The organism is Streptomyces longhuiensis (assembly GCF_020616555.1).
GTDB classification, from domain to species: domain Bacteria; phylum Actinomycetota; class Actinomycetes; order Streptomycetales; family Streptomycetaceae; genus Streptomyces; species Streptomyces longhuiensis.
Genome location: NZ_CP085173.1, coordinates 6,635,851 through 6,661,816 on the forward strand (window position 1 = coordinate 6,635,851; position 25,966 = coordinate 6,661,816).

General features: G+C 71.2%; 19 protein-coding genes. 9 read left to right on the forward strand and 10 right to left on the reverse strand.

The features are described 5' to 3' along the window. Positions 1–252 precede the first annotated feature (252 nt). The 3 genes from LGI35_RS30635 to LGI35_RS30645 all read left to right on the forward strand — a co-directional run bounded on the left by LGI35_RS30635 (position 253) and on the right by LGI35_RS30645 (position 6,277). A complete protein-coding gene (locus tag LGI35_RS30635; RefSeq protein WP_116509408.1) occupies positions 253–456 on the forward strand; it encodes a hypothetical protein in 204 nt (67 codons plus the stop codon). A gap of 255 nt (positions 457–711) precedes the next feature. Further along, positions 712–4,542: an AAA family ATPase gene (locus tag LGI35_RS30640; protein ID WP_227297424.1), complete on the forward strand. Its 3,831-nt coding sequence runs from the start codon at positions 712–714 to the stop codon at positions 4,540–4,542. A gap of 310 nt (positions 4,543–4,852) precedes the next feature. Then, positions 4,853–6,277 (forward strand): sugar porter family MFS transporter, encoded by a 1,425-nt coding sequence (locus LGI35_RS30645; protein WP_227297426.1) that lies wholly within the window; start codon positions 4,853–4,855, stop codon positions 6,275–6,277. A gap of 40 nt (positions 6,278–6,317) precedes the next feature. Here the strand turns inward: LGI35_RS30645 and LGI35_RS30650 are convergent, their stop codons facing one another. Together LGI35_RS30650 and LGI35_RS30655 are read right to left on the reverse strand one after the other, a co-directional pair. Next, positions 6,318–7,298: an LLM class flavin-dependent oxidoreductase gene (locus LGI35_RS30650; protein WP_227297427.1), complete on the reverse strand. Its 981-nt coding sequence runs from the start codon at positions 7,296–7,298 to the stop codon at positions 6,318–6,320. A 65-nt stretch (positions 7,299–7,363) separates the two neighbouring features. Beyond that, positions 7,364–8,812, reverse strand: a complete 1,449-nt coding sequence (locus LGI35_RS30655) for a cytosine permease (protein WP_227297429.1) — start codon at positions 8,810–8,812, stop codon at positions 7,364–7,366. Positions 8,813–9,025: 213 nt separating this feature from the next. Here LGI35_RS30655 and ftsY point away from each other — a divergent pair, with 213 nt between their 5' ends. Continuing rightward, positions 9,026–10,240 carry a signal recognition particle-docking protein FtsY gene (gene ftsY, locus LGI35_RS30660; RefSeq protein ID WP_227297431.1) on the forward strand — a complete coding sequence of 405 codons (1,215 nt, stop codon included), beginning with the start codon at positions 9,026–9,028 and terminating at the stop codon, positions 10,238–10,240. 94 nt (positions 10,241–10,334) lie between these two features. Here the strand turns inward: ftsY and LGI35_RS30665 are convergent, their stop codons facing one another. After that, complete coding sequence (locus tag LGI35_RS30665) at positions 10,335–11,030, reverse strand: bifunctional DNA primase/polymerase (RefSeq protein ID WP_227297433.1); 696 nt, start codon at positions 11,028–11,030, stop codon at positions 10,335–10,337. 468 nt (positions 11,031–11,498) lie between these two features. Here LGI35_RS30665 and nsdA point away from each other — a divergent pair, with 468 nt between their 5' ends. From nsdA to ffh, 5 genes are all read left to right on the forward strand, one after another. After that, on the forward strand, positions 11,499–12,971 hold the full coding sequence (gene nsdA / locus LGI35_RS30670) for a transcriptional repressor NsdA (RefSeq protein ID WP_227297435.1): 1,473 nt from the start codon (positions 11,499–11,501) through the stop codon (positions 12,969–12,971). A gap of 303 nt (positions 12,972–13,274) precedes the next feature. Continuing rightward, positions 13,275–14,618, forward strand: coding sequence for an ammonium transporter (locus LGI35_RS30675; RefSeq protein WP_227297436.1), 1,344 nt, complete (start codon positions 13,275–13,277; stop codon positions 14,616–14,618). Further along, complete coding sequence (locus tag LGI35_RS30680; protein ID WP_227297438.1) at positions 14,615–14,953, forward strand: P-II family nitrogen regulator; 339 nt, start codon at positions 14,615–14,617, stop codon at positions 14,951–14,953. Before LGI35_RS30675 ends, LGI35_RS30680 begins: the two co-directional genes overlap by 4 nt. 23 nt (positions 14,954–14,976) lie before the next feature. Further along, positions 14,977–17,466, forward strand: a complete 2,490-nt coding sequence (locus LGI35_RS30685; RefSeq protein WP_227297440.1) for a [protein-PII] uridylyltransferase — start codon at positions 14,977–14,979, stop codon at positions 17,464–17,466. A gap of 166 nt (positions 17,467–17,632) precedes the next feature. Continuing rightward, the gene (ffh, locus tag LGI35_RS30690) at positions 17,633–19,186 is read left to right on the forward strand and encodes a signal recognition particle protein (RefSeq protein WP_116509387.1); all 1,554 of its coding nucleotides are present in this window, start codon (positions 17,633–17,635) and stop codon (positions 19,184–19,186) included. Positions 19,187–19,266: 80 nt separating this feature from the next. On the opposite strand, the gene LGI35_RS30695 is transcribed toward ffh, so the two are convergent. From LGI35_RS30695 to LGI35_RS30725, 7 genes are read right to left on the reverse strand one after another with little or no spacing between them, the layout of a single operon-like run. Further along, complete coding sequence (locus LGI35_RS30695) at positions 19,267–20,502, reverse strand: phosphopentomutase (protein WP_227297441.1); 1,236 nt, start codon at positions 20,500–20,502, stop codon at positions 19,267–19,269. Continuing rightward, a complete protein-coding gene (locus LGI35_RS30700; RefSeq protein ID WP_227297443.1) occupies positions 20,502–21,665 on the reverse strand; it encodes an alanine racemase in 1,164 nt (387 codons plus the stop codon). The genes LGI35_RS30695 and LGI35_RS30700 overlap by 1 nt, the downstream gene beginning before the upstream one ends. Positions 21,666–21,667: 2 nt before the next feature. After that, the gene (locus tag LGI35_RS30705) at positions 21,668–22,804 is read right to left on the reverse strand and encodes an aminotransferase class V-fold PLP-dependent enzyme (protein ID WP_227297444.1); all 1,137 of its coding nucleotides are present in this window, start codon (positions 22,802–22,804) and stop codon (positions 21,668–21,670) included. Positions 22,805–22,806: 2 nt separating this feature from the next. Continuing rightward, positions 22,807–23,757 (reverse strand): phosphotriesterase family protein, encoded by a 951-nt coding sequence (locus tag LGI35_RS30710; protein ID WP_227297446.1) that lies wholly within the window; start codon positions 23,755–23,757, stop codon positions 22,807–22,809. Positions 23,758–23,795: 38 nt separating this feature from the next. Further along, positions 23,796–25,136 (reverse strand): YhfT family protein, encoded by a 1,341-nt coding sequence (locus LGI35_RS30715; RefSeq protein WP_227300597.1) that lies wholly within the window; start codon positions 25,134–25,136, stop codon positions 23,796–23,798. Between the two features lie 49 nt (positions 25,137–25,185). After that, on the reverse strand, positions 25,186–25,542 hold the full coding sequence (locus tag LGI35_RS30720; protein ID WP_227297447.1) for a DUF2620 domain-containing protein: 357 nt from the start codon (positions 25,540–25,542) through the stop codon (positions 25,186–25,188). Next, positions 25,539–25,940, reverse strand: a complete 402-nt coding sequence (locus LGI35_RS30725; RefSeq protein WP_227297449.1) for a PRD domain-containing protein — start codon at positions 25,938–25,940, stop codon at positions 25,539–25,541. Before LGI35_RS30725 ends, LGI35_RS30720 begins: the two co-directional genes overlap by 4 nt. Positions 25,941–25,966: the final 26 nt, after the last annotated feature.

The following is a 25,966-nucleotide window of genomic DNA, read 5'->3' on the forward strand; positions in this document are numbered from 1 at the left end:
GACGCCCGCAGGGGCCCGAAGTGAGGCCGCGCCGAAGTTTTCACGGCGCAGAGCCCCCGGGCTTACCCGCCGATACGGGGTGTGATCGTGTTGACCGTCAAACTTTTTGGTGAGACTCTGGAAGCCCCGCGCACCTTAGCTGTTTGGCATGTATGAACGGCAGCAAGACAACGAGTGCCAAGCACCGCGGGTGCGAATCCCTCACGACCCACACCGCTTCGGTCGGTCACTCATTGTGGAGGACCATCCATCATGGCAAAGGCGCTTCTCGGTTACGTCGGCGGTTCCGACCCGCGACTCCTCGCCGAGATGCGACGGCTCCAGCAGCGCGTCCAGGACCTTGAGTCCGAACTCGTTCGGATCCAGTCCGAGAACGACGCGCTCGCGGCTGCCGCTTCTCACGAATCGCTCCTCGAGAGCATCGACGTACCCCAGGCGGAGCCTGCGCTCACCTGACCACATCCCGCACACGACACCAGTGGTCAGGCAGCCCTTTCATCAAGCCGCTTGATCATATTTCTCAGATCTGCAAGGGACGCTTTCGCGTCCCTTCTTTCTGACTTTTCGCTCCCCATGCGCCGCCCCGTACCGCGCCCCCCGAATGCTCCGCGCGTCGACGTCTTTCTTTAACGTCTGATGTGCCCTGCACTTTCCTGGGCGAAACCGCGGGTTCATGGAGTGAGACACACGCGGCGGGTAGAGTCCGGCGGCGTGCACCTCAAGGCCCTGACCCTGCGCGGGTTCAAATCGTTCGCCTCGGCCACCACACTGCGGTTCGAGCCGGGCATCACCTGCGTCGTCGGCCCCAATGGCTCGGGCAAGTCCAATGTCGTGGACGCCCTCAGCTGGGTCATGGGCGAGCAGGGCGCGAAGTCGCTGCGCGGCGGCAAGATGGAGGACGTCATCTTCGCCGGCACGACCGGGCGCCCGCCGCTCGGCCGCGCCGAGGTGTCGCTGACCATCGACAACTCCGACGGCGCGCTGCCGATCGAGTACGCCGAGGTCACCATCACGCGGATCATGTTCCGCAACGGCGGCAGCGAATACCAGATCAACGGTGATACGTGCCGGCTGCTCGACATCCAGGAGTTGCTGTCCGACTCCGGTATCGGGCGCGAGATGCACGTCATCGTCGGCCAGGGTCAGCTCGACTCCGTGCTGCACGCCGACCCGATGGGACGCAGGGCGTTCATCGAAGAGGCCGCCGGTGTCCTCAAGCACCGCAAGCGCAAGGAGAAGGCGCTGCGGAAGCTGGACGCGATGCAGGCCAACCTCGCGCGCGTGCAGGACCTCAACGACGAGTTGCGGCGGCAGTTGAAGCCGCTCGGGCGCCAGGCCGCCGTCGCGCGCCGCGCCGCCGTGATCCAGGCCGACCTCCGTGACGCGCGGCTGCGGCTCCTCGCCGACGACCTCGTACGCATGCGGGGTGCGCTGCGCGCCGAGATCGAGGACGAGGCGGCGCTCAAGGAACGCAAGGACGCCGCCGAGGCCGAGCTGAAGAAGGCACTCCAGCGCGAGGCGCTCCTGGAGGCCGAGGTCCGGCAGCTCACGCCGCGGCTCCAGCGCGCCCAGCAGACCTGGTACGAGCTGTCGCAGCTGGCCGAGCGGGTACGTGGCACCGTCTCGCTGGCGGACGCGCGGGTCAAGAGCGCGACGTCCGCCCCCGCGGAGGAGCGGCGCGGGCGCGACCCCGAGGACATGGAGCGCGAGGCCGCCCGGATCCGTGAGCAGGAGGCCGAACTGGAGGCCGCCCTCGAAGCGGCAGAGCGCGCCCTCGACGACACGGTGGCCCACCGGGCCGATCTGGAACGGGAGTTGGCGGCCGAGGAGCGCCGGCTCAAGGACGCCGCCCGGGCCATCGCGGACCGGCGCGAGGGGCTCGCGCGGCTGAACGGGCAGGTCAACGCAGCCCGTTCACGGGCCGCCGCGGCGCAGTCCGAGATCGACCGGCTGGCCGCCGCGCGGGACGAGGCGCGGGAGCGGGCCGTCGCGGCGCAGGAGGAGTACGAGCAGCTCAAGGCCGAGGTCGACGGGCTCGACGCCGGGGACGCGGAGCTCGGGGACCGGCACGACGCGGCCAGGGCCGGCCTCGCCGATGCGGAGTCCGCGCTGACGGCGGCCCGGGAGGCCTTGACGTCCGCGGAGCGCAAGCGGGCGGCGGTTTCGGCCCGGCACGACGCCCTCGCGCTCGGGCTGCGCCGCAAGGACGGCACCGGCGCGCTGCTCGGCGCCCGCGACCGCCTGACCGGAGTCCTCGGCCCCGCGGCCGAACTGCTCTCCGTCACCCCCGGCTTCGAGGTCCCGGTCGCCGCGGCGTTCGGCGCCGCGGCCGACGCCATCGCCGTGACCACGCCCGCCTCCGCCGCGGAAGCGATCCGCCTCCTGCGCAAACAGGACGCGGGGCGAGCGGCACTGCTGCTGGCGGCGGAGGAGGACGCGTCCGGTGTGGCCGGGGGCGAGCCCGCGTCGTCGGCTGGGGGGTCCCCTCTTGGCGGCGGTCCCCTTGGTGGCGGGTCCGTGGGCGGCGGGCCCGGGGCTGGTGGTGACGGTGGCGTTGCCCATGCGGAGTGGGGTGCGTCGGAGGCCGGGGCTGTCGGTGGCGGCACCGGCGTCGGTGCCGGACCGGGAGGCGTATCGCATTCGGCGACGGGGACTTCGGAGGCCGGGGCGGTCGACGACGGCGACGGGTCCGGTGACCTCGGGAGTGCGTCCCCGGGACGGCACGCGCGGGGCGGGGACGGGCCGCCGCTCGTGGCCGATCTCGTGCGGGGACCTGCCGAGTTGATGCCTGCCGTGCGGCGGTTGCTGCGGGGGATCGTGGTCGTCGGGACGCTCGAGGATGCCGAGGATCTCGTCTACGCGCGGCCCGAGCTGACCGCCGTCACCGCTGAAGGGGACCTGCTCGGGGCGCACTTCGCTCAGGGCGGTTCCGCCGGGGCGCCCAGTCTTCTCGAGGTGCAGGCCTCCGTCGACGAGGCCGCGGGCGAGCTGACCGAGCTCGGGGTGCGGTGCGAGGAGCTGGCCGAGGCGCAGCACAGCGCGGTCGCACGGCGCGCGGAGGCAGCAGCGCTCGTGGAGGAGTTGGGGGAGCGGCGCCGGGCCGCCGACCGGGAGAAGTCGTCCGTGGCACAGCAGCTCGGCCGCCTGTCCGGACAGGCGCGGGGCGCTGCCGGGGAGGCCGAGCGCAGCGCCGCCGCGGCCGCCAAGGCGCAGGACGCGCTGGAGAGGGCCGTACAGGACGCCGAGGAGCTGGCCGAACGGCTCGCCGTCGCCGAGGAGATGCCGGCCGACGAGGAGCCGGACACCGCGGTACGCGACCGGCTCGCCGCCGACGGGGCCAATGCCCGCCAGACCGAGATGGAGGCCCGGCTCCAGGCGCGTACGCACGAGGAGCGAGTGAAGGGCCTCGCAGGACGCGCCGATTCGCTGGACCGGGCGGCCCGTGCGGAGCGCGAGGCACGCGCGCGTGCGGAACGGCAGCGCTCCCGGCTGCGCCACGAGGCAGCCGTGGCCGAGGCGGTGGCCTCCGGTGCCCGGCAGCTTCTCGCCCACGTGGAGGTCTCGGTCGGACGGGCCGAGCAGGAGCGGGTGTCCGCCGAGAGCGCCAAGGGCGAGCGGGAGCGGGCGCTCGTCACCGAGCGGGCCCGGGGCCGGGATCTGAAGGCGGAGCTCGACAAGCTGACGGACTCGGTGCACCGGGGCGAGGTGCTCGGCGCCGAGAAGCGGCTGCGGATCGAGCAGCTGGAGGCAAAGGCGCTGGAGGAACTCGGTGTCGAACCGGCGGGGCTCGTGGCGGAGTACGGGCCGCGGCAGCCCGTACCGCCCTCGCTTCCTGCCGAGGGCGAGGAACTGCCCGACGACCCCGAGCACCCCCGCAACCAGCCGCGGCCGTTCGTGCGCGCGGAGCAGGAGAAGCGGCTCAAGTCAGCCGAACGGGCGTATCAGCAGCTCGGCAAGGTGAATCCGCTGGCTCTCGAGGAGTTCGCCGCGCTGGAGGAGCGCCACAAGTTCCTCAGCGAGCAGCTCGAGGACCTGAAGAAGACGCGGAGCGATCTCCTTCAGGTGGTGAAGGAAGTCGACGAGCGCGTCGAGCAGGTCTTCACCGAGGCGTACCGGGACACGGCCCGGGAGTTCGAGGGCGTCTTCAGCCGGCTCTTCCCCGGAGGCGACGGACGGCTGATCCTGACCGATCCCGACAACATGCTCACCACGGGCGTCGATGTGGAGGCCCGCCCTCCGGGCAAGAAGGTCAAGCGGCTGTCGCTGCTCTCCGGTGGCGAGCGCTCCCTGACGGCGGTGGCGCTGCTCGTCTCGATCTTCAAGGCGCGACCGAGTCCCTTCTACGTGATGGACGAGGTCGAGGCCGCACTCGACGACACCAACCTCCAGCGGCTCATCCGCATCATGCAGGAGCTCCAGGAGGCCTCCCAGCTCATCGTGATCACGCACCAGAAGCGCACGATGGAGGTCGCCGACGCGCTCTACGGGGTGTCGATGCAGGGCGACGGTGTGTCGAAGGTGATCAGTCAGCGGCTGCGCTAGACGTACGCGGGTCGCCCGGAACCGATCACCGCTGCGCCCTGATCCCGGTGACCGGTGCCGTATCGGCGCCGGCGTCGGCGGCAGCATCAGCCCCAAGATCAACCACAGGTTGATGTTCAATACTTGAACGATGCTCGCCACCAGGGCAGCTGAAGTTCACAGTTAGCCCCCTCTTGACTTCGAAACTTGAAGGCATAGTCTCTTCAGCGTTGCTTTTACCTTCAGGTGGTGGGCGGCGTGAAGTTGTGCGCCACTGGAAGGGCTCTCACCCCCACCCCCGGCACCGTTGCCGGTGGCCCGAGGAGTACACGTGACCAGCACAGCGAAGCCGCCGAGCGCCCGAGAGGCTCACCCCGATCATCTCGGCCATGTCATCTTCATCACGGCGGCGGCCGCGATGGGCGGCTTTCTCTTCGGCTACGACAGTTCCGTGATCAACGGAGCCGTCGAAGCCATCCGTGACCGGTACGACATCGGCTCCGGAACGCTCGCCCAGGTCATCGCCATCGCCCTGATCGGCTGTGCGATCGGCGCGGCCACCGCCGGCCGGATCGCGGACCGCATCGGCCGTATCCGCTGCATGCAGATCGCGGCCGTCCTCTTCACGATCAGCGCCGTCGGCTCCGCGCTGCCCTTCGCCCTCTGGGACCTGGCCTTCTGGCGGATCGTCGGCGGTTTCGGCATCGGCATGGCCTCCGTCATCGGCCCGGCCTACATCGCCGAGGTCTCGCCGCCCGCCTACCGCGGCCGTCTCGGCTCGTTCCAGCAGGCCGCGATCGTCGTCGGCATCGCCATCTCGCAGCTCGTCAACTACGGCATCCTGCAGGCCGCCGGCGGCGACCAGCGTGGCCAGGTCCTGGGCCTCGAGGCCTGGCAGGTCATGCTCGGCGTGATGGTCATCCCGGCCGTTCTCTACGGCATGCTGTCCTTCGCGATCCCCGAGTCGCCGCGCTTCCTCATCTCGGTCGGCCGCGAGGCCAAGGCCAAGGAGATCCTCGCCGAGGTCGAGGGCACGAAGGTCGACCTGGACGCCCGCGTCGCCGAGATCGAGCACGCGATGAAGAGCGAGCACAAGTCCACGTTCAAGGACCTGCTCTCCGGCAAGGGCAACGGCGGTCTCTACTTCAAGCCGATCGTCTGGATCGGCATCGGCCTCTCGGTGTTCCAGCAGTTCGTCGGCATCAACGTCGCGTTCTACTACTCCTCGACGCTGTGGCAGTCGGTCGGCGTGAACCCGACGGACTCGTTCTTCTACTCGTTCACCACGTCGATCATCAACATCATCGGTACCGTGATCGCGATGCTCCTGGTGGACCGCGTCGGCCGTAAGCCGCTGGCCCTGGTCGGTTCCGCCGGCATGGTCATCGGTCTCGCGCTGGAGGCCTGGGCGTTCTCGTACGACCTGGTGGACGGCAAGCTGCCGGCCACGCAGGGCTGGGTCGCCCTGATCGCGGCCCACTTCTTCGTCCTGTTCTTCGCCCTGTCGTGGGGTGTCGTCGTCTGGGTCTTCCTCGGCGAGATGTTCCCGAACAAGATCCGTGCCGCGGCGCTCGGCGTGGCCGCGTCCGCGCAGTGGATCGCCAACTGGGCCATCACCGCGAGCTTCCCGTCGCTGGCCGACTGGAACCTCTCCGGGACGTACATCATTTACACGATCTTCGCCGCGCTCTCGATCCCCTTCGTTCTCAAGTTCGTGAAGGAGACCAAGGGCAAGGCGTTGGAGGAGATGGGTTAAGTCCCCGCTGCCATCTCCTCACCCTCGTCACTGCCCCGGCTCAGACCGCAAGGTCTTCGAGCCGGGGCAGTACGTTTTCGCAGAACAGATGCAGGCTGCGCCAGCCCTCGTCGAGGGGCATACCGCCCGACAGCGGGTGCAGCACATAGCTGTCGAGGGCCTGCTCCACGCACTCGTCGGGCGTGAGGATCCGGTAGACGCCCTCGGCGCGCAGTTCGTCGACCGTCGTCGCCCCCGACTTCACCGCCGACTTGATGTCGCCGGACTGCCAGGACGCGTAGGTCCGCGCCTCGTGCAGGAAGTGCTCTCCGTGCTCGGCCCACACGCGGTCGGGGTCCTCGGCGACGTGCAGCAGCGGGGTGACCGCCGCGGGCATCATGGTCCAGCCCTCGGTGCCGTGCTCGACGAGCTGTTCCTTGTAGTACGCCTCGAGCTCGGGCAGATGCGCGCTCGGGAAGAACGGCAGCCCGAGGCGGGCCGCGCGCCGCGCCGCCGCCCGCGAGGAGCCGCCGACCAGGAGCAGTGGGTGGGGCTGGGTGAACGGGCGCGGTGTGACGCGGACCGTGCGGCCGCGGAAGCTGAACTCCTCGCCCGTCCACGCCTTGAGCAGGGTGTCGAGGAGCTCGTCCTGGAGCTTGCCCCGCCGCTTCCACTCGACGTCGAACTGGCCGTACTCCTCGGGCCGGTAGCCGATTCCGGCCACGGTGACGAGCCGGCCGCCGCTGAGCAGATCGAGTACGGCGATGTCCTCCGCGAGGCGCAGCGGATCGTGCAGCGGGCCGATGATCGCGGAGACCGTGACGGCGATGCGCCGCGACGCGCCGAAGACGGCGCCCGCGAAGGTGAAGGGCGACGGCAGCCAGTTGTTGGCGACGCCGTGGTGCTCCTCGGTCTGGACGGTGGAGATGCCGCGGTCGTCGGCGTACGCCGCCATCTCGACGGCCGCCCGGTAGCGGGCGCTCAGCGATGCGGGCGTCGCCGCGGGATCCACGAGGTTGAAGCGCACGACCGTGACGGGCATGAGGAGTCCCCCTTCACAGGGCGGAGTTGGGCCGCTGGTGAAGGGGGACGGTAGCTGACGGAGCGTCAGACAGCCAGTGTCTCGCGCTCCTCGTCCTCGGAGACCTCGGGCGGGGCGACGACGGCGGGCTTCGGCAGGACGACGTACAGCAGGCCGGAGATCACGATCGTGGCGACCCAGCCGAGGCCGTACTCGCCGATCGGGTTGTTCGCGGCGAGCGGGCCGGTGAACCAGTCGGACGTGGTGAACATCAGGCCGCCGACGAGGCCGATGGCCCAGGAGGCGACGGCCGCCGGGCTGAAGCCGCCCTTGTACCAGTAGGCGCTGGTGCGCGTCGTGTCGACGAGGGCCTCGGCGTCGTACTCCTTGCGCCGCAGCATGTCCGCGCCGAAGACGCCGACCCAGGCCGAGAACGCGACCGCGAGCAGCGACAGGAAGGCGATGAACGAGCCCATGAAGCTGGTCGCGACGAGCATCAGGATGCCGCCGAAGATCAGCGAGATCAGCGCGTTGATCGAGACGGCCCAGTGACGCGGGACCTTGAAGCCGAGGGTCTGGGCGGTGAAGCCCGCCGAGTACATCGACATCGAGTTGATCAGCAGCATGCCGACCAGGGCGATCAGGAGGTACGGGACCGCGATCCACAGCGGCAGGATCTCGCCGAGGAAGGAGACCGGGTCGGCGGCCGAGGCCAGGTCGGGGGTGGAGACCGCCATGACGGCGCCCATCAGGACCATCGGCAGGACGACGATGCCGGCGCCGCCGACGGAGTTGCGCACGATCGCGACCGACGAGGCCGTGCGCGGCAGGTAGCGCGTGAAGTCGGGCGACGAGGGGATCCAGCTGACGCCGCCCGCGGCGATCAGGCCGATGCCGGCGACCATCAGCGACATCTTGCCCGCGGGCTGGTCGAAGACGCGGTTCCAGTCGGTGTTGGCGATCAGGTAGACCAGCACGAGGACCGAGAAGAGGCCGAAGAGGTACGTCGCGTACTTGTTGCACTTCTGCACGGCGTTGATCCCGAGGCCGGAGATCACGAACGTCGTGACGACGAAGAGCAGCAGCGTGACGATCACCAGGACGTTGTTGCTCTTCACGCCGAAGAGGATGTCCAGGACGGTGAGCACGGCGTAGGCGCCGGTCACCGCGTTGATCGTCTCCCAGCCCCAGCGGGCGACCCAGATGAGCGAGCCGGGCAGTAGATTGCCGCGCTGGCCGAAGACCGCGCGTGACAGGGCCATGCCCGGCGCACCGCCGCGCTTGCCGGCGATGCCGATCAGGCCGACGAGGCCGTACGAGACGATGGGGGCGGAGATCGCGACGACGAGCGCCTGCCAGAAGTTGAGCTTGTACGAGACGACCAGGCTCGCGCCCATCGTGAGCAGCAGCACACTGATGTTGGCGGCGACCCAGGTGGGGAACAGCTCACGGGTCCTGGCGGTGCGCTCGGACTCGGGGACGGGCTCGATGCCGCGGGTCTCGAGTGCGCCTTCGGATTCGGCGGTCTTGCTCATGCGGTGGGGTTCCGTGCCTCTCGCTCGGCTCCGTGGGTGGTGGTGGGGGAGCCGGTGGGGGGTGTGTGGAGGGGACGAGTGGGACTCTACGCGCGTTGACGCATCCTCTTCCATCGTACTTTAGTCCGAGTAATGCACTCAAGTGGCTTATGTTCTTTGGAGGAAGCCACATACGGGGTGTCCCGGAGGTCCATGGCTGATACTGGACCCGTTATGGAAATCGTCATCCTTGCTGTAGTCATCGCCGTGGTCGTGATCGGCGCACTCGGCGGGCTCGTGGTGGGCAGCCGCAGAAAGAAGCAGCTGCCCCCGCCGCCCCCCTCCGTGCCCGACATCACCGCCCCTCCGGCCGAGCCGCACGTCGGCGAAGAGGCCGAGACGCCGCGCGACGAACCCCGCCGCACGATCGAGGAGGTCGACCTCCCGCTCGTCGAGCCGGAGCCGTCCGCGCCCATCGCGGTGGAGGAGCCCCCGGCTCCGGCCGCGCCCGAGATCGAGGTTCCGGAGCCGACCGCGGGGCGTCTCGTGCGTCTGCGCTCCCGGCTCTCCCGCTCGCAGAACGCGCTCGGCAAGGGGCTGCTCACGCTCCTCTCGCGCGAGCACCTGGACGAAGACACCTGGGAGGAGATCGAGGACACCCTGCTCACCGCCGACGTCGGCGTGCAGCCCACGCAGGAGCTCGTCGACCGGCTGCGCGAGCGCGTCAAGGTGCTCGGCACCCGCACGCCCGACGAGCTGCGCGCGCTGCTGCGCGAGGAGCTGGTCCAGCTCCTCGTCCCGGAGTTCGACCGCTCGGTCAAGACCGACTCGAACCTCGACACCCCGGGCATCGTGATGGTCGTCGGGGTCAACGGCACCGGCAAGACCACCACCACCGGCAAGCTCGCCCGCGTCCTGGTGGCCGACGGCAGGAACGTGGTGCTCGGCGCCGCCGACACCTTCCGCGCCGCCGCCGCCGACCAGCTCCAGACCTGGGGCGAGCGCGTCGGTGCCCGCACCGTGCGCGGCCCCGAGGGCGGCGACCCCGCGTCCATCGCCTTCGACGCCGTCAAGGAGGGCATCGATGAGGGCGCCGACGTCGTCCTCATCGACACCGCGGGCCGGCTGCACACCAAGACCGGCCTCATGGACGAGCTCGGCAAGGTCAAGCGCGTCGTCGAGAAGCACGCCCCGCTGGACGAGGTCCTCCTCGTGCTCGACGCGACGACGGGGCAGAACGGCCTGGTCCAGGCCCGTGTCTTCGCCGAGGTCGTGGACATCACCGGCATCGTGCTCACCAAGCTCGACGGCACCGCCAAGGGCGGCATCGTCATCGCCGTGCAGCGCGAGCTGGGCGTGCCGGTGAAGCTGATCGGCCTGGGCGAGGGCCCCGACGACCTGGCTCCGTTCGAGCCGGAGGCGTTCGTGGACGCGCTGATCGGCGAGTAGCCGTACGGACGTCTGTGCGCACATGGAAGCGCCCGCTCCTCAGGGAGCGGGCGCTTCCATGTGCGTGGGCCGCGGCTGGGGCCTCTCGTTCGGATCAGGCGAACGGCGGACCCTGGACCGCCGGTGAGCGATGGGCCACGTACGCCAGGGTGCCGAGGACGAGCCGGGCCTGCGGGGGCTGGGTCGCCGAGTCGAGACCGGGAGAGCGCAGCCACCGGACCGGGCCGAGACCGCCGCGGTCGGAGGGCGGGGCGGTGATGTGGGTGCCGGGGCCCAGCGCGTGCAGGTCGAGGGCCGCGTCGTCCCAGCCCATCCGGTACAGCAGCGAGCCGAGTTCTGCGGCGGAGCCCGGCGCCACGAAGAAGTGGGCGCGCCCCTCGGGGGTCGCCGTCACGGGGCCGAGCGGCAGCCCCATCCGCTCCAGGCGGGCGAGTGCGCGACGGCCGGCCGCCTCGGGTACGTCGATGATGTCGAACGCGCTGCCGACGGGCAGCATCACCGCGGCGCCGGGGAACTGCTCCCAGGTCTCGGTGACCTCGTCGAGCGTGGCCCCGGCGGGGACGGTCGGCGCGTGCTCGACGGGATGGGCGCCGGGTGCGGGGCAGTCCGCCCTGCCGCAGGAGCAGGCGCCCGCCGAGGCGCGCGTCCCCGGCACCGCCTCCCAGCCCCAGAGCCCGGTGAACTCGGCCACCGAGGTGCAGTCCGACGCGCGGCCCGCAGTGCGGCCGCGGCGGCGCGTGCCGGTCCGGATGTCGAGAATCCCGCGGCTGCCGCCGATCGTGAAGCCCATGCCCCCTCCAACGGGTCCTGCGCACCGGTGGTTACGAGACGGAATCGGATCGTGACCCTCTGCTTCCGTAGGGCCGTGAATCACCGACTCGGGGCGGCGCTCGATAGTTTCGGGGGTGGTGCGCCCGGTGCCGCACGCCTCGGCGTACACCGCTCCGCCCACTTTCGGCCGTCCTATGTCAAGTGAATCGTGTGTGGCGCTCTCCTAGTTCATTCGAAGGGGTGGCGAATGGTGGCGTTTCCGGGTTCGCCATGGCCGGAGGGGTGATCGTAGGATTACTTTCGGTACACGAGCCCCTGGGGCGTATGCACTCTTGGGTATGCCGCAGGCAAGTCGGTTTCCTGTTCGAGGAGTGACAACCACCGGACGGGCGGCCGTCGTTGACGGCATGCTGGTAGGGCTTGACGCACATCGCACCCCGCAGCAGCGGGGTGGCGAAGAGGTGGCTTCAGGGATGGGGGCGTTCCAGTGGGCGGCAGCGACGGAAGCGTGACGAACGCTGAGAAGCGCCCCAATGAGCTGCTGAGCTCGTGGTTCCTGCGCAGCGGCTGGTCCAAGGGCGAGCTGGCGCGCCAAGTGAACCGCCGGGCACGGCAGTTGGGCGCCAATCACGTCTCCACGGACACCTCGCGTGTGCGCCGCTGGCTCGACGGCGAGAACCCGCGCGAGCCGATCCCGCGGATCCTGTCCGAGCTGTTCTCCGAGCGCTTCGGCTGCGTCGTGGCGGTCGAGGACCTCGGCCTGCGCGCCGCGCACCAGTCGCCCTCCGTGTCCGGCGTCGACCTGCCGTGGACGGGCCCGCAGACGGTGGCGCTGATCGGTGAGTTCTCCCGCAGCGACCTGATGCTGGCGCGCCGCGGATTCCTCGGCAGCGCCCTCGCGCTCTCCGCGGGCCCCGCGCTCATCGAGCCCATGCAGCGCTGGCTCGTGCCCACGCCCGGGACGCCCGCGGCGGAGCCCGACCCGGCGGCCCTACGCCGGGGGAACCGGCTCTCGAAGCCCGAGCTCGACCTCCTGGAGTCCACGACGGTCATGTTCCGCCAGTGGGACGCCCAGTGCGGCGGCGGGCTGCGCCGCAAGGCCGTGGTCGGCCAGCTGCACGAGGTGACCGACCTGCTCCAGGAGCCCCAGCCCGAGGCCACGACGAAGCGGCTCTTCAAGGTCGCGGCCGAACTGGCCGAGCTGGCGGGCTGGATGAGCTACGACGTGGGCCTCCAGCCCACCGCCCAGAAATACTTCGTCCTCGCCCTGCACGCGGCCAAGGAAGCCGGTGACAAGCCGCTCGGCTCGTACGTCCTGTCCAGCATGAGCCGGCAGATGATCCACCTCGGCAGGCCCGACGACGCGCTGGAACTCATCCATCTCGCGCAGTACGGCAGTCGCGACTGCGCCAGTCCGCGCACCCAGGCCATGCTGTATGCGATGGAGGCCCGCGCGTACGCGAACATCGGGCAGCCCGGCAAGTGCAAGCGGGCCGTGCGGATGGCCGAGGAGACCTTCCACGACGCCGACGACTGGGACGACCCGGACCCCGACTGGATCCGCTTCTTCTCCGAGGCCGAGCTGCACGGCGAGAACTCCCACTCGTACCGCGACCTCGCCTATGTGGCGGGCCGCAGCCCCACGTACGCCTCGATGTCCGAGCCCCTGATGCGGCGCGCCGTCGAGCTCTTCGAGAAGGACGCCGAGCACCAGCGTTCGTACGCGCTGAACCTGATCGGGATGGCCACGGTGCATCTGCTCCAGCGTGAGCCCGAGCAGTCCACGGTGCTCGCCGAGCAGGCCATGATCATCGCCAAGAAGGTGCGCTCCGAGCGGGTCAACACCCGCATCCGCAAGACCGTGGACACCGCGGTCCGTGAGTTCGGGGACGTCGCCGAGGTCGCGCACCTCACCGACCAGCTCGCGATCCACCTGCCGGAGACCGCCGAAGCGGTCTGAACCCTTGACCCCGGCCGCGGCCGGCCGTCCCGGACTGCCCGACTCGGCTCCCCCGTGCCAGGTCAACCGGACGGCCCACCGCGGCCGGCCTCTTCCGGTTGCGTCACGATAACGATCGCCTCACCCGGTATCAGGCAGTTCATTGACGCGTAACACGCACGACCTCTTCGTCACTGCGGCGAAACATCGAGGGGCGTCCACGGAAACCGCGCTGCGCCAATCTCATGGCGCATAACCGGCCCACCCCTCATGACCGCACAGGCTTCGCCCGCACGGGGCCGTACCAACGACGAGGAGACGCCGATGCCCCCAGGCATCACGCTTGCCGCAGACACGCCCACGCTGTCTGCCGCCAACACAGGGTTCATGCTGATCTGTTCCGCCCTGGTGATGATCATGACGCCGGGACTCGCCTTCTTCTACGGAGGCATGGTCCGCGTCAAGTCCACCCTGAACATGCTGATGATGAGCTTCATCAGCCTCGGGATCGTCACGATCCTTTGGGTCCTCTACGGCTTCTCCGCCGCCTTCGGCACCGACCACGGCAGCCTGATCGGCTGGTCCTCGGACTACGTCGGGCTCAGCGGCATAGGCCTGACGCAGCTGTGGGACGGCTACACCATCCCGATCTACGTCTTCGCCGTCTTCCAGTTGATGTTCGCGATCATCACGCCCGCCCTGATCAGCGGCGCGCTCGCCGACCGCGTGAAGTTCAGCGCCTGGGCGCTCTTCATCACCCTGTGGGCCACGCTCGTGTACTTCCCCGTCGCGCACTGGGTCTGGGGGACCGGCGGCTGGGCGTTCGACCTCGGCGTCATCGACTTCGCCGGCGGTACCGCGGTCCACATCAACGCGGGTGCGGCCGCTCTCGGTGTGATCCTCGTGATCGGTAAGCGCGTCGGCTTCAAGAAGGACCCGATGCGGCCCCACTCGCTGCCGCTGGTGATGCTCGGCGCCGGTCTGCTGTGGTTCGGCTGGTTCGGGTTCAACGCGGGCTCCTGGCTCGGCAACGACGACGGCGTCGGCGCGCTGATGTTCGTCAACACGCAGGTCGCCACCGCCGCCGCGATGCTCGCCTGGCTGATCTACGAGAAGATCAGGCACGGCGCGTGCACCACCCTGGGCGCCGCCTCCGGCGCGGTCGCCGGCCTCGTCGCGATCACCCCGTCCGGCGGCTCCTGCTCGCCGCTCGGCGCGATCGCCATCGGCGCCATCGCGGGTGTCCTGTGCGCCATGGCCGTCGGCCTCAAGTACAGGTTCGGCTACGACGACTCGCTCGACGTCGTCGGCGTCCACCTCGTCGGCGGGGTCATCGGCTCGCTCCTCATCGGCTTCTTCGCCACCGGCGGCGGCCAGTCCGACGCGCAGGGCCTCTTCTACGGCGGCGGCCTGACCCAGCTGTGGAAGCAGCTCGCCGGAGTCGGCGCGGTCCTCGCGTACTCGCTCGTCGCCTCCGCGATCCTGGCCTTCTTGATCGACAAGACGATCGGCATGCGGGTCAGCGAGGATGACGAGGTCTCCGGCATCGACCAGGTCGAGCACGCCGAGACCGCGTACGACTTCAGCGGCGCGGGCGGTGGCACGGCCTCCCGCTCGGCCGGCCCGGTCCAGGAGGCAGCAGCGCAGACCAAGAAGGTGGACGCATGAAGCTCATCACGGCGGTCGTCAAGCCGCACCGGCTCGACGAGATCAAGGACGCCCTCCAGGCCTTCGGCGTCCAGGGCCTGACCGTCACCGAGGCCAGCGGCTACGGCCGCCAGCGCGGCCACACCGAGGTCTACCGCGGCGCCGAGTACACCGTCGACCTCGTACCGAAGATCCGCATAGAGGTCCTCGTCGAGGACGACGACGCCGAACAGCTCATCGATGTCGTGGTCAAGGCCGCCAGGACCGGCAAGATCGGGGACGGCAAGGTCTGGGCCGTCCCGGTGGAGACCGCCGTCAGGGTCCGCACCGGTGAGCGCGGGCCGGACGCGCTGTAAACGGGAACAGAGGGAGTCGCTGGGTGACGAGTGTGGATGTGCAGACCGAAAAATCGGACGACGACGATTCAGCACCCAGCGGCTACGCGGCGGCCCGGCTGCGCCTCCTCCAAGGGGAGGCGCGGTCCGGGCCGCCGCGCCGTTCGGCACTCGCGGAGCTGACCGACGGCTGGCTCCGCGAGCTGTTCACCGCCGGGGCGCGCGAGACGACCGGGGTGTCCCTCGTCGCCGTCGGCGGCTACGGACGCGGCGAGCTGTCCCCGCGCAGCGACCTCGACCTGCTGCTCCTGCACGACGGCAATGCCGGACCCGGTGCCATCGCCTCCCTCGCGGACCACGTCTGGTACCCCGTGTGGGACCTGGGGCTCGCCCTCGACCACTCCGTCCGTACGCCCGCGGAGGCCCGTAGGACGGCGGGCGAGGACCTCAAGGTGCAGCTCGGCCTCCTCGACGCCCGGCACATCGCGGGCGACGCCGGCCTGACGGCGGGCCTGCGCACCGCCGTCCTCGCCGACTGGCGCAACCAGGCGCCCAGGCGCCTGCCCGAACTGCGCGACCTGTGCGACGAGCGGGCCGAGCGCCAGGGCGAGCTGCAGTACCTGCTCGAACCCGACCTCAAGGAGGCCAGGGGCGGGCTCAGGGACGCCACCGCGCTGCGCGCCGTCGCCGCCTCATGGCTCGCGGACGCCCCCAGAGAGGGCCTCGCCGACGCGCGGCGCAGGCTCCTCGACGTTCGGGACGCCCTGCACCTGGCCACCGGCCGCGCCACCGACCGCCTCGCCCTCCAGGAGCAGGACCAGGTCGCGGCGGAACTCGGTCTCCTCGACGCCGACACCCTGCTCCGCCAGGTCTACGAGGCCGCGCGCACCGTGTCGTACGCCAGCGACGTCACCTGGCGCGAGGTCGGGCGCGTGCTCAAGTCGCGGGCCGTGCGGCCCCGGCTGCGCGCCATGCTGGGCGGCGGGAGCAAGCCCGTCACCGAGCGGTCACCGCTCGCCGAAGGCGTCGTCGAGCAGGACGGCGAGGCGGTCCTCGCCCGCGCGGCCAAGCCCGAGCGCGACCCCGTGCTGCCGCTTCGCGCCGCCGCGGCCGCCGCCCAGGCCGGACTGCCGCTGTCCCTGCACGCCGTCCGCAGGATGGCCGCCGCCGCGCGCCCCCTGCCCACGCCGTGGCCCGCCGAGGCCCGCGAGCAGCTCGTGACGCTGCTCGGCGCGGGCCGGCCGACCGTCGAGGTCTGGGAGGCGCTGGAGGCCGAGGGCCTGATCACGCGGCTGCTGCCCGACTGGGAGCGGGTGCGGTGCAGGCCGCAGCGCAACGCGGTGCACACCTGGACCGTCGACCGGCACCTCGTCGAGACCGCCGTGCGCGCCGCCGACCTCACGCGCCGCGTCGGCCGCCCCGACCTGCTGCTCGTCGCCGCGCTCCTGCACGACATCGGCAAGGGCTGGCCGGGCGACCACTCCGTGGCCGGCGAGATCATCGCGAAGGACGTGGCCGCGCGCATCGGCTTCGACCGCGCGGACGTCACCGTCGTCGCCACCCTCGTACGCCACCATCTGCTGCTCATCGAGACGGCGACGCGGCGCGACCTGGAGGACCCGGCCACGGTGCGGGCCGTCGCGGACGCCGTCGGCACCGTGGGGACGCTCGAACTGTTGCACGCCCTGACGGAGGCGGACGCGCTCGCCACCGGGCCCGCGGCCTGGTCCACGTGGCGCGGGTCGCTCGTCACCGACCTCGTCAAGCGGGTCGCCGCCGTCCTCGCGGGAGAGGACCCCGACGGCGGCGACGGCCCCGCCGCGGCCGAGCCCACGGCCGAACAGGAGCGGCTGGCCCTGGAGGCGTTCCGCACGGGCGGCCCGGTGCTGTCCCTGCGCGCGCAGACGGAGGCCCCCGTCGACCGGGACGCGGAAGGCGCCGAGGCCGCGCCCGCCGACCCGGAGCCCCTCGGTGTCGAACTGCTCATCGCCGTCCCCGACCAGCCGGGCGTGCTGCCCGCCGTCGCCGGGGTGCTCGCCATGCACCGGCTCACCGTCCGTACGGCGGAGCTGAGCGCCCTCGACCTGCCCGCCCAGGTGCCGGGCTCGGTCCTGCTCCTCGACTGGCGCGTCGCCGCCGAGTACGGCTCCCTGCCCCAGGCCGCCCGGCTGCGCGCGGATCTCGTACGGGCCCTGGACGGCTCCCTGGACATCGCCGCCCGGCTCGCGGAGCGGGACGCCGCGTATCCGCGGCGGCGCGGCACCGTGGCGCCGCCGCCCCGGGTGACGGTCGCCCCCGCCGCCTCGCGGCACGCGACGGTGATCGAGGTCCGGGCACAGGACGCACCGGGCCTGCTGCACCGCATCGGCCGGGCGCTGGAGACGGCGGACGTATGGGTGCGGTCCGCGCATGTGTCGACCCTCGGGGCGAACGCGGTGGACGCGTTCTATGTCACGCGGGCCGAGGGGGAGCCGCTCCCCGCGGCGGACGCGGCCGCGGTGGCGGGCGCGCTGGAGGAGGCGCTGCGGGGGTAGCGGGGCGGAGGGGGGCGGCGGGCGGGGGCGCCGGCCTCCCCGGGAGCGCTTATCAGGGCCTCGGGAACGCTTAGTACGAATGGGGTGGAGACCCCACTGGACACCTCCGGATACCCTGGAGGACGACCTGTCCGCCCGCCCACCAACCCGAGGATTCGCGACCGCCGTGTTCGACACTCTTTCCGACCGCCTCGCAGCGACATTCAAGAACCTCCGCGGCAAGGGGCGCCTCAGCGAGGCGGACATCGACGCCACGGCGCGCGAGATCCGTATCGCCCTGCTCGAAGCGGACGTGGCCCTGCCCGTCGTCCGCGCCTTCATCAAGCAGGTCAAGGAGCGTGCGGCCGGCGCGGAGGTCTCCCAGGCGCTGAACCCCGCCCAGCAGGTCATCAAGATCGTCAACGAGGAGCTCATCGGCATCCTCGGCGGCGAGACCCGGCGCCTGCGCTTCGCCAAGAACCCGCCCACCGTGATCATGCTCGCGGGTCTCCAGGGTGCCGGTAAGACGACCCTCGCCGGAAAGCTCGGCCACTGGCTGAAGGGGCAGGGCCACGCGCCGCTGCTCGTCGCCTGTGACCTCCAGCGCCCCAACGCCGTGAACCAGCTGAGCGTCGTCGCCGAGCGCGCCGGCGTCGGCATCTACGCGCCCGAGCCCGGCAACGGCGTGGGCGACCCGGTCCAGGTCGCCAAGGACTCCGTCGAGTTCGCCCGGCAGAAGCAGTACGACGTCGTCATCGTCGACACCGCCGGCCGCCTGGGTATCGACCAGGAGCTCATGCAGCAGGCCGCGGACATCCGCGACGCGGTCTCGCCCGACGAGGTCCTCTTCGTCGTCGACGCCATGATCGGTCAGGACGCGGTCAACACCGCCGAGGCCTTCCGTGACGGCGTCGGCTTCGACGGCGTGGTGCTCTCCAAGCTCGACGGTGACGCCCGTGGTGGTGCCGCGCTGTCGATCGCGCACGTCACCGGCCGCCAGGTCATGTTCGCCTCGAACGGCGAGAAGCTGGACGACTTCGACGCGTTCCACCCGGACCGCATGGCGTCCCGCATCCTCGGCATGGGCGACATGCTCACGCTGATCGAGAAGGCCGAGCAGACCTTCTCGCAGCAGGAGGCCGAGAAGATGGCCTCCAAGCTGGCCTCCAAGAAGGGCCAGGACTTCACGCTCGACGACTTCCTGGCCCAGATGGAGCAGGTCAGGAAGATGGGCTCCATCTCCAAGCTGCTCGGGATGCTGCCCGGCATGGCGCAGATGAAGGACCAGATCAACAACCTCGACGAGCGTGACGTCGACCGCACGGCCGCCATCATCAAGTCGATGACCCCGGCCGAGCGCGCGGACGCCACGATCATCAACGGCTCGCGCCGTGCCCGTATCGCCCGTGGTTCGGGCGTCGAGGTCAGCGCGGTGAAGAACCTCGTCGAGCGGTTCTTCGAGGCCCGCAAGATGATGTCCCGCATGGCGCAGGGCGGCGGCATGCCGGGGATGCCCGGGATGCCGGGCATGGGCGGCGGTCCGGGCCGGCAGAAGAAGAAGCAGAAGCAGGCCAAGGGCAAGCAGCGCTCCGGCAACCCGATGAAGCGCAAGCAGCAGGAAGAGGAAGAGGCGGCGCGCCGCGAGGCCGCGGGCCAGAGCGGCAACGCGTTCGGCCTGCCCGCCGCCGACCAGGACAAGAACTTCGAACTGCCCGACGAGTTCAAGAAGTTCATGGGCTGACCGGCCACTTCGTAGGCATGCGTAAGTAGGCATGCGTAAGGGGCGCCCGCCATTGCGGGCGCCCCTTACGCATGGGTGGGTCAGGCTGCCCGCGCCGCCGCTCGACTGATCTCCGTGCCGTTGGCGAGCCCCGCCGGATCGAGGCCGAGCGCCGCCGCGGCCGTCGCGCCCACGTCCGCCAGGCTGCCCGCGTCCGGCAGCAGTTCGACACCGGCCGCACCTGGGCGGTGGATCAGCACCGGCACGAATTCCCGGGTGTGGAAGGCGTGGCCGATCGTCGGGTCGTTGCCGTGGTCGCCGGTCACGATCAGCCGGTCGCCGTCCGCGCCGAGCAGCGAGACGAGCGCCGCGAGCCCCGCGTCGACCTGCTCCAGGACGTGCCCGTAGCGCTCCACGTCCTGCTGGTGCCCGGCCAGATCGCTCTCCTGCACATTGGCCACGACCAGCGCCTCGCCCTCCGCGCGCACGGCTTCGAGCGTGTACGCGAGCACGTCCGCCGTCGGCACGGCCGGGCGCCGCACCGCGTCGTCGCAGGCCAGGATGTCCGCGGCCTTCCCGACGAGCGTGACGGGGATCCCGGCCCGCGCCGCAAGATCCGGGAGCTGGCGCCTGTGGTCGAGGCCCGCGCCGAGATGCCGCACCTCGAGGCCACCGTTGCGGTAGAAGCCGCTTGCCGGGGTGTCGAGGCCGACCGTGCCGCCGTCCCCTTCGCGTACGAAGTCGGGGAGCGGACCGCTCGCGTGGCCGCCCACCGCGATCACCCGCGCGACGGGCGCCACCGCGCGGACCGTGCGCGCGACGGAGAGGATCCCGTCGAAGCCCAGGTCGTCGAGGCGGCCCGAGGCGTTCCAGTTGATACCGGGGTCGGCCTCCAGGTTGTCGTGCACCAGCACGGCTGCGTCGACGACCAACAGGGGCTCGCCGCCGAGGAGTTCGACCTTGTGGCCCGCGGCCTCCAGAGCCGCGGTGACCTCGCCGAGGTGGTCGCCGAGCCGCGCCACCGTCACCCGGCTGAAGTCGGCGCCCATCATCGTCTGGTGGCCCGCGTACGTGTCCGCGCCGGGGTAGCCGAGCCCGGCCCGGCCCGCCGCGACCGGCAGACGGGTGCGCCGTGCGAGGTCCGGGTGCGGGTGCACCAGGCCCAGCCCGAGCGCGCCGAGCGCGGGCAGCCGCAGCGGCCGCCCGAACGCCTCGCGGCACCGGTCGAGCACATGGCCGCAGGTGTCCGCCGCCAGGTCGCCGGGGCGCAGGACACCCGCGTCCGGCATGGCGCCCACACCGAATCCGTCGACGACGACGATGACGGTCTTGCTCATCACAGGGCCCTCCCTTGCGCGTCGTACAGGCCGGTCAGGCGCGGAGACCCGGACGACAGGCCCGCCACCACCGCGACCGTCGAGCGGGTCACGAAGATCTGCGTGCGGAACGCGAGCAGCGCCGTGTCGCCCGCCGCGACGGCGCCGCCGGGGGCGGGCGCGTCGAGCAGCCGGTAGTAGTCGATGTTCTCCGCGGGCGCGTCCTGCACCGCGAGGCGCCGGCCCGAGCGGGGCAGCAGTGCCGAACCGATGTGCGCGCGGGGGTAGAAGCCGCCGCCGAACACGGCGGGCCTGCCGTCGGCGAGTGTGTGGGCGACCTCGGTGACGTAGACGTAGGCGGGCTTCTCGGGCTGGCCTGCGTCACGGGCGTGCAGGGGTGTGGTGCCGGTGAGCGAGTGACCCGGCTCGCCGTGGGTCGCGCCGTGCTCGGCGAGGAGGGGGAGACTGGCCACGGAGGTGGCGCTCGGGGCGCTCAGCTTCAGGTTCTCGTGGCCGCGCGAGGTGAGCAATTCGCTTGCCTTGACGGCGAGTTCGAAGGTGGCGGTGGGGCGTGGCGTGCCCGTCGCTGGGTCGCACAGGACGCACGGGAACGCGGTGACGCCCGCGATCCGCACGCCCGGCAACTGTTCGACGGCGGCCGCGAAGTCGTCGAGCGCATCGAGCGGAACACCGCCTTCCTGCCCGGGATAGACCGCACCCTCCGCCCCTTCGAGGCGCACGAGGACGTCCTGGACGAAGCCCTGCGCGCGGGCCTCGTCCGAGACCGCGCGGGCGTTGTCGACGTCGAAGACGGTCACGGTCTCGGGGCGCCAGGCCAGCATCTCGGGCAGCGAGCGGCGTGGGATCTGCACGAGGTGGCCGAGGTTGCCCGCCCGCGCTCCCGCCGCGTGCAGGGTGCGGGCCTCCGGAGCGTCGATGGCCGCGTACTTCGGGATGTGCCGGGCGATCGCCCTGATCAGCTCGGGGTTGCGGCCGAGCTGCTTCACGACGAACCAGAGGGTGAGCCCGAGCCGGTCGGCCTCGGCGGCGAGCAGCGCGGCGTTCGACTCGATCGCGTCGAGATCCATGACGTACGTGTCGGGCGGGATCGCGCCCCGCCGGTGGAGGTCGGCCGCGGCGTCGACGAGCTCGGGGTTGCGGGTGAGCAGACTGTCGAGGAACACGGTCAGTCGTCCTTTGCGTGGTGCTTCAGTACGTCGAGGGAGCGGCGCAGGATGTCGATCACGAGGTCGGCGCCCGCCCGCATCGGATTGATCCGCACCGTCCAGTCCGCGAGCCCGGGGGAGTCGTCGAGGGACGAGCTGGACATGCGGTAGAACAGCGGCGCGATCTCGTAACGGGAGTTGGAGCCGACGGGATAGGGCGCGGCGCCGAACCGCGCCGCGACGGCGGGGAGTTCACGTGCGACGGGCCGGTCGAGGCGTACGAGCAGGCACCGGTCCTGCGCGTTCGCGAGCCGCACCTCGGCGATGCCGTCCACCTCACCGGCGGCGAGCCGCTCGGCGACCTGGGCGCCCACCCGCGACTGCACCGCCCACATCACCGGCACGTGCGTCAGGGCGCGCAGCACGTCCAGCGCCTGATGACCCTGGACCTGACCGCCGCCCGAGTAGTTGTCCGCCCGGACCCGTGCGACGAGGTCGCGCGCCCCGACGACGATGCCCACGCCTTCGGGCCCGTGCAGCTTGAACAGCGAGAAGCAGGAGGCGTCCGCGCCGAGTTCGACCCCCGACGCGGGCACGCGCAGCACGGCGTAGTTGTCGTCGACGACGGTGCGCACCCCGGCCGCCCGGCACACGGCGAGCACCTCGCCCGGGTCGTACGAGTCGCCGAGCCGCTGCCGGGTGTGCTGCACGTACGCCCACCGGAACCGCCCCGACGCGAGGGCCTCGCGCAGCGCGCCCAGGTCGTTGAAGTCGACCTCTTCGGTACGTACACCGATGCCGCGCAGCGTGACCTCGGTGGTCCGGTACACCGGCGCCTTGTGGATCAGCAGCGGATCGCCCGCGGTCACGGCGGCGTTCAGCGCGGCACGGATCGCTCCGGTGCCCGCGCCCTGGACGAACGCGGCGTCCTCGGCCCCGAAGAAGTCGGCGAGCACCGCCTCGGCCTTGGCGGTCGTGCGGGGCCGGCCGAGACCGGGCACGACGCCCGCGTCGGCGTTGAACAGTTCCTCGCCGGTGAAGTGCGCGGCGGTGTACTCGATCAGCCGGAACTGCCGGGCCATCGCCTCGTCGACCGGGATCGTGGCGAGCGGGAACGTCTCGGGGAGCGCGGGTGCCGCTGAGCGGTTGGGTGTCATCGTCAGATCTCCTGCACGCTCGCGCCGGTCAGGAAGCGCAGCGGATTGCGGCGCGTCATCAGGTCCATCAAGGTGTCGTCCACGCCCGCGGCACGCGCCCGGGGCAGGAACGACCGGAACAGATGCCCGTAACCCTGACCGCCCTCGCGCTCCAGATAGCCGTGGCGCGAGATGTCGCAGCTGAGCAGGACACGGTCGGCGTAGCCGGCCTCGAGGAGGGCGAGCAGCAGCCGGAGCCGGACGTCGTCGCTCTGGTAGCTCTCCTTGCCGACCGTGTCGAACGCGACGTACGCGCCGCTCGCGGCCAGCTCCTTGTGCACGGCCGGATCGTCGAGGAGGTCCTGGTGCCCGACCGAGATCCGGTGCGGGGCGAGGCCCTCGCCGGTGAGCAGCTCCAGCTGGGCGAGCCCGCCGCGGCCGAGCTGCGCGTGCGTGGCGACCGACAGGCCCGTGGCGACGGCGGCCCGCGCCGCGGCGCGCAGCGCACGCGACTCCGGCTCGCTGGGCACGTCACCGTGGCTGCCGACCTCGCCGAGCACGCCGGGCCGGACGCCCGTGGAGCCGAGCCCGCCGTCGATCTCGCGGACCAGTGTGTCGGCCAGTTGTCCGACCCCCGCGCCGGCCAGCTCGGGCGTGTGGAACGGCTCGTAGTACCAGCCGGTGGCCGCGACGACGGCGACCTGCGTGTCCCGGGAGATCCGGGCCAGGGCGCGCGGGTCGCGCCCCATGCCGCGGCAGGTCAGCTCGATCACCAGGGCGAGGCCGAACTCCTCGCGCAGGGCGGCCAGTTCGGCCGTGACGGCCGGTCCGTGCGCCTCGGGGTCGAGGACCGCGCCGCCGTCGCCGCGCCGGTCGAGGTCGAGTGCCAGATGCTCGTGCGCGAGGGCCGGGCCACGTACGGCGGCCGCGGGGAGCGGGCCGGTGACGGTGTGGATGAGGGGCGGGTTGTGCATGGTGCGGTGGGTGTCCTTCCCGGCGTACGTACCCGGCCTCAGCCCTTGATCGGGGTGAACAGGTCGAGCCAGTACAGGAGGTTGAGCAGGATGCCGCCGACGATCACCGCGGCGGGAGCGGCCGCCATCCGTACGACCGGCCGGCCCATCGCCTCGTTCAGCAGATAGAGCCCGCCGACGACGAGGATGCCGAGACCGGCGCCCATGGCGTTGGCCGCCATCAGCGAACCGAAGAGGATCGCCAGCTGGAGCGTGTCGGTGATGGCGCTGCGCAGGTGCTCCGACGAGTCGCGCACGCTCGGCAGCTTGCCGAGGAACTTGCCGATGTAGGAGAGGGCGAGCACCTCGACGGCGAACACGGCCGCGCCGACGATCGCCGCGAGGAACGGGTTCGGCAGCAGATAGCCGATGGGGTAGACGAGCGTGAAGCCCGCGATGCCGTACGCCCCCGAGGCGAGCGCCGTCGTCGCGATCAGCGGGATGAAGCCGAACACCCGGTAGAAGTCCACCTGGGCGGCCTCGCTGTAGTGCCCCTTCGCGATCAGGAAGCTGGTGGCCTCACCACCGCCGAATATGTGCATCTGCGCGAGCACACAGACACCCGCGCCGAGCACCATGAACAGCGGCAGGAACTTGCGCAGTCTCGCCGCGCTGGAGCTGAACAGCGACGCCATCGGGTCGTCCGCGAGGACCACCTCCTCGACGCCGCCGCCCTCGGCCCGCGCGGCCTTGCGCTCGCGGACGTCCTTGGCGATCGCGAGGCCGATGAGCATCAGGACACCGACCGCCATGGCGAGCGCGCCCGCGAACATGTTCGGCCAGATCTTCATGGTCATCACGACCAGGGCCAGTTCGAGGACGCCCGCGACGCCGCCCCACACGCGCCCGAACTGCTTGGTGATCGCCAGCACCGGGAACAGCGTGAACAGGAACAGGATCGGCGTCGACATCTGCTGCATCGCGGTGAGGAAGTCGACCGGCAGGTCGTGGGCCACGTCGTTCGCGCCGTTCAGGCCGAACACGACGACGGCGCCCCACGCACCGCCCAGGATCGGGGCGATCCACTTCTTCGGTGCGAGGAGCCCGAGGATGTCCGTGGGCAGGAACAGCAGCCACGGGTTGAGTACGCCGGTGGACAGGGCCATCGGCGCGCCGAGACCGAAGATGAACCCGGCGGAGAGCCCGAAGGAGACCGCGGTGGTGGCGCTGCGGGTGGACCGGCCCTGGATGAAGTCCAGCATGAACGGGCGTACGCCGTCGTTGAAGACGGCCAGTGCCATGTGCGAGATGAACGCGGTCAGCGCGCACAGGGCGATCACGGTCAACTGCTGCGCCGGCGAGAAGTCGAGGTTCGCACCTGCGGCGAGAGTGGTGTTCACGGGGCTCACGGGATCTCCTTCGTGCCCGGGGCGGAGGTGCCTGGTGTGATCAGGCGCGCGCGGCGATGGCGCGGGCGATCAGTGGAGCGATGACGTCGATCTGGTCCATGGAGAAGCCGAAGACCTTCTTGCCTTGGTCGAGCAGGGAGTTGACCTCGTCCTCGGTCGGTACGGAACGCCCGAAGGTGTGGCACGCGGGCTGCCCCATGAGCCCGACGAGGACGCCGAGCGAGGCGCCGGCGCCGGTGTGACAGGTGCCGAGATAGAAGTCGGCCTGGCCCACGCGGAGCTTCATCGCGGCGTCCATGTCGCTGGAGACGACGATGTCGATGCCGTCGAGGGCGAGCGCCTTGACGGTCCCGGTGACCTCGACCTTGCCTACGCCGCCGGTGAGGATCTTCTTCATGGGGTGGTCCTTGGGGGTTGGGAGTCGGTTGACGGCTGTCCCGCCAGCACCGCGAGATGCATGGCCAGGAAGTTGACCTCGGAGTCGGGCAGGGTGGCGCCGAGCTGTTCGCGGGCACGGGCGGCGACCTCGCGCGCGCCGGCCACGGCGTGGGGGTGGCCGGCCAGTTCCGCGGCCACCTGCTCGTCGGTGAGGAACTGCTCGATCGGCTCCCCGTCGACGAGCCGGGTCAGCGCCATCATCAGATGGCTGGTGAGCATGCCGGCGGTCTGCTCGGTGATCTCGTTCCCGCGTTCCGCGAGGGCGGTGAGTTCGGCGGTCACGAAGTCGGCGACCTCGGGCCTGACCTGGCCGCCTTCGCGGAACAGCCGGATGCGGAGGGCGAGTTGGTCGTCCATGGGATCTCCTTCCGGATTCCACCGGT

What these genes read in the sequence shown, in the direction of transcription:
- LGI35_RS30635 (WP_116509408.1), top strand. Translation starts at nt 253, where the DNA reads ATGGCAAAGGCGCTTCTCGGTTACGTCGGCGGTTCCGACCCGCGACTC.
- LGI35_RS30675 (WP_227297436.1), top strand. Translation starts at nt 13,275, where the DNA reads ATGCCCCCAGGCATCACGCTTGCCGCAGACACGCCCACGCTGTCTGCC.
- LGI35_RS30725 (WP_227297449.1), bottom strand. Translation starts at nt 25,940, where the DNA reads ATGGACGACCAACTCGCCCTCCGCATCCGGCTGTTCCGCGAAGGCGGC.
- LGI35_RS30650 (WP_227297427.1), bottom strand. Translation starts at nt 7,298, where the DNA reads ATGCCCGTCACGGTCGTGCGCTTCAACCTCGTGGATCCCGCGGCGACG.
- LGI35_RS30710 (WP_227297446.1), bottom strand. Translation starts at nt 23,757, where the DNA reads ATGCACAACCCGCCCCTCATCCACACCGTCACCGGCCCGCTCCCCGCG.
- ftsY (WP_227297431.1), top strand. Translation starts at nt 9,026, where the DNA reads ATGGAAATCGTCATCCTTGCTGTAGTCATCGCCGTGGTCGTGATCGGC.
- LGI35_RS30680 (WP_227297438.1), top strand. Translation starts at nt 14,615, where the DNA reads ATGAAGCTCATCACGGCGGTCGTCAAGCCGCACCGGCTCGACGAGATC.
- LGI35_RS30695 (WP_227297441.1), bottom strand. Translation starts at nt 20,502, where the DNA reads ATGAGCAAGACCGTCATCGTCGTCGTCGACGGATTCGGTGTGGGCGCC.
- LGI35_RS30720 (WP_227297447.1), bottom strand. Translation starts at nt 25,542, where the DNA reads ATGAAGAAGATCCTCACCGGCGGCGTAGGCAAGGTCGAGGTCACCGGG.
- LGI35_RS30655 (WP_227297429.1), bottom strand. Translation starts at nt 8,812, where the DNA reads ATGAGCAAGACCGCCGAATCCGAAGGCGCACTCGAGACCCGCGGCATC.
- LGI35_RS30705 (WP_227297444.1), bottom strand. Translation starts at nt 22,804, where the DNA reads ATGACACCCAACCGCTCAGCGGCACCCGCGCTCCCCGAGACGTTCCCG.
- LGI35_RS30665 (WP_227297433.1), bottom strand. Translation starts at nt 11,030, where the DNA reads ATGGGCTTCACGATCGGCGGCAGCCGCGGGATTCTCGACATCCGGACC.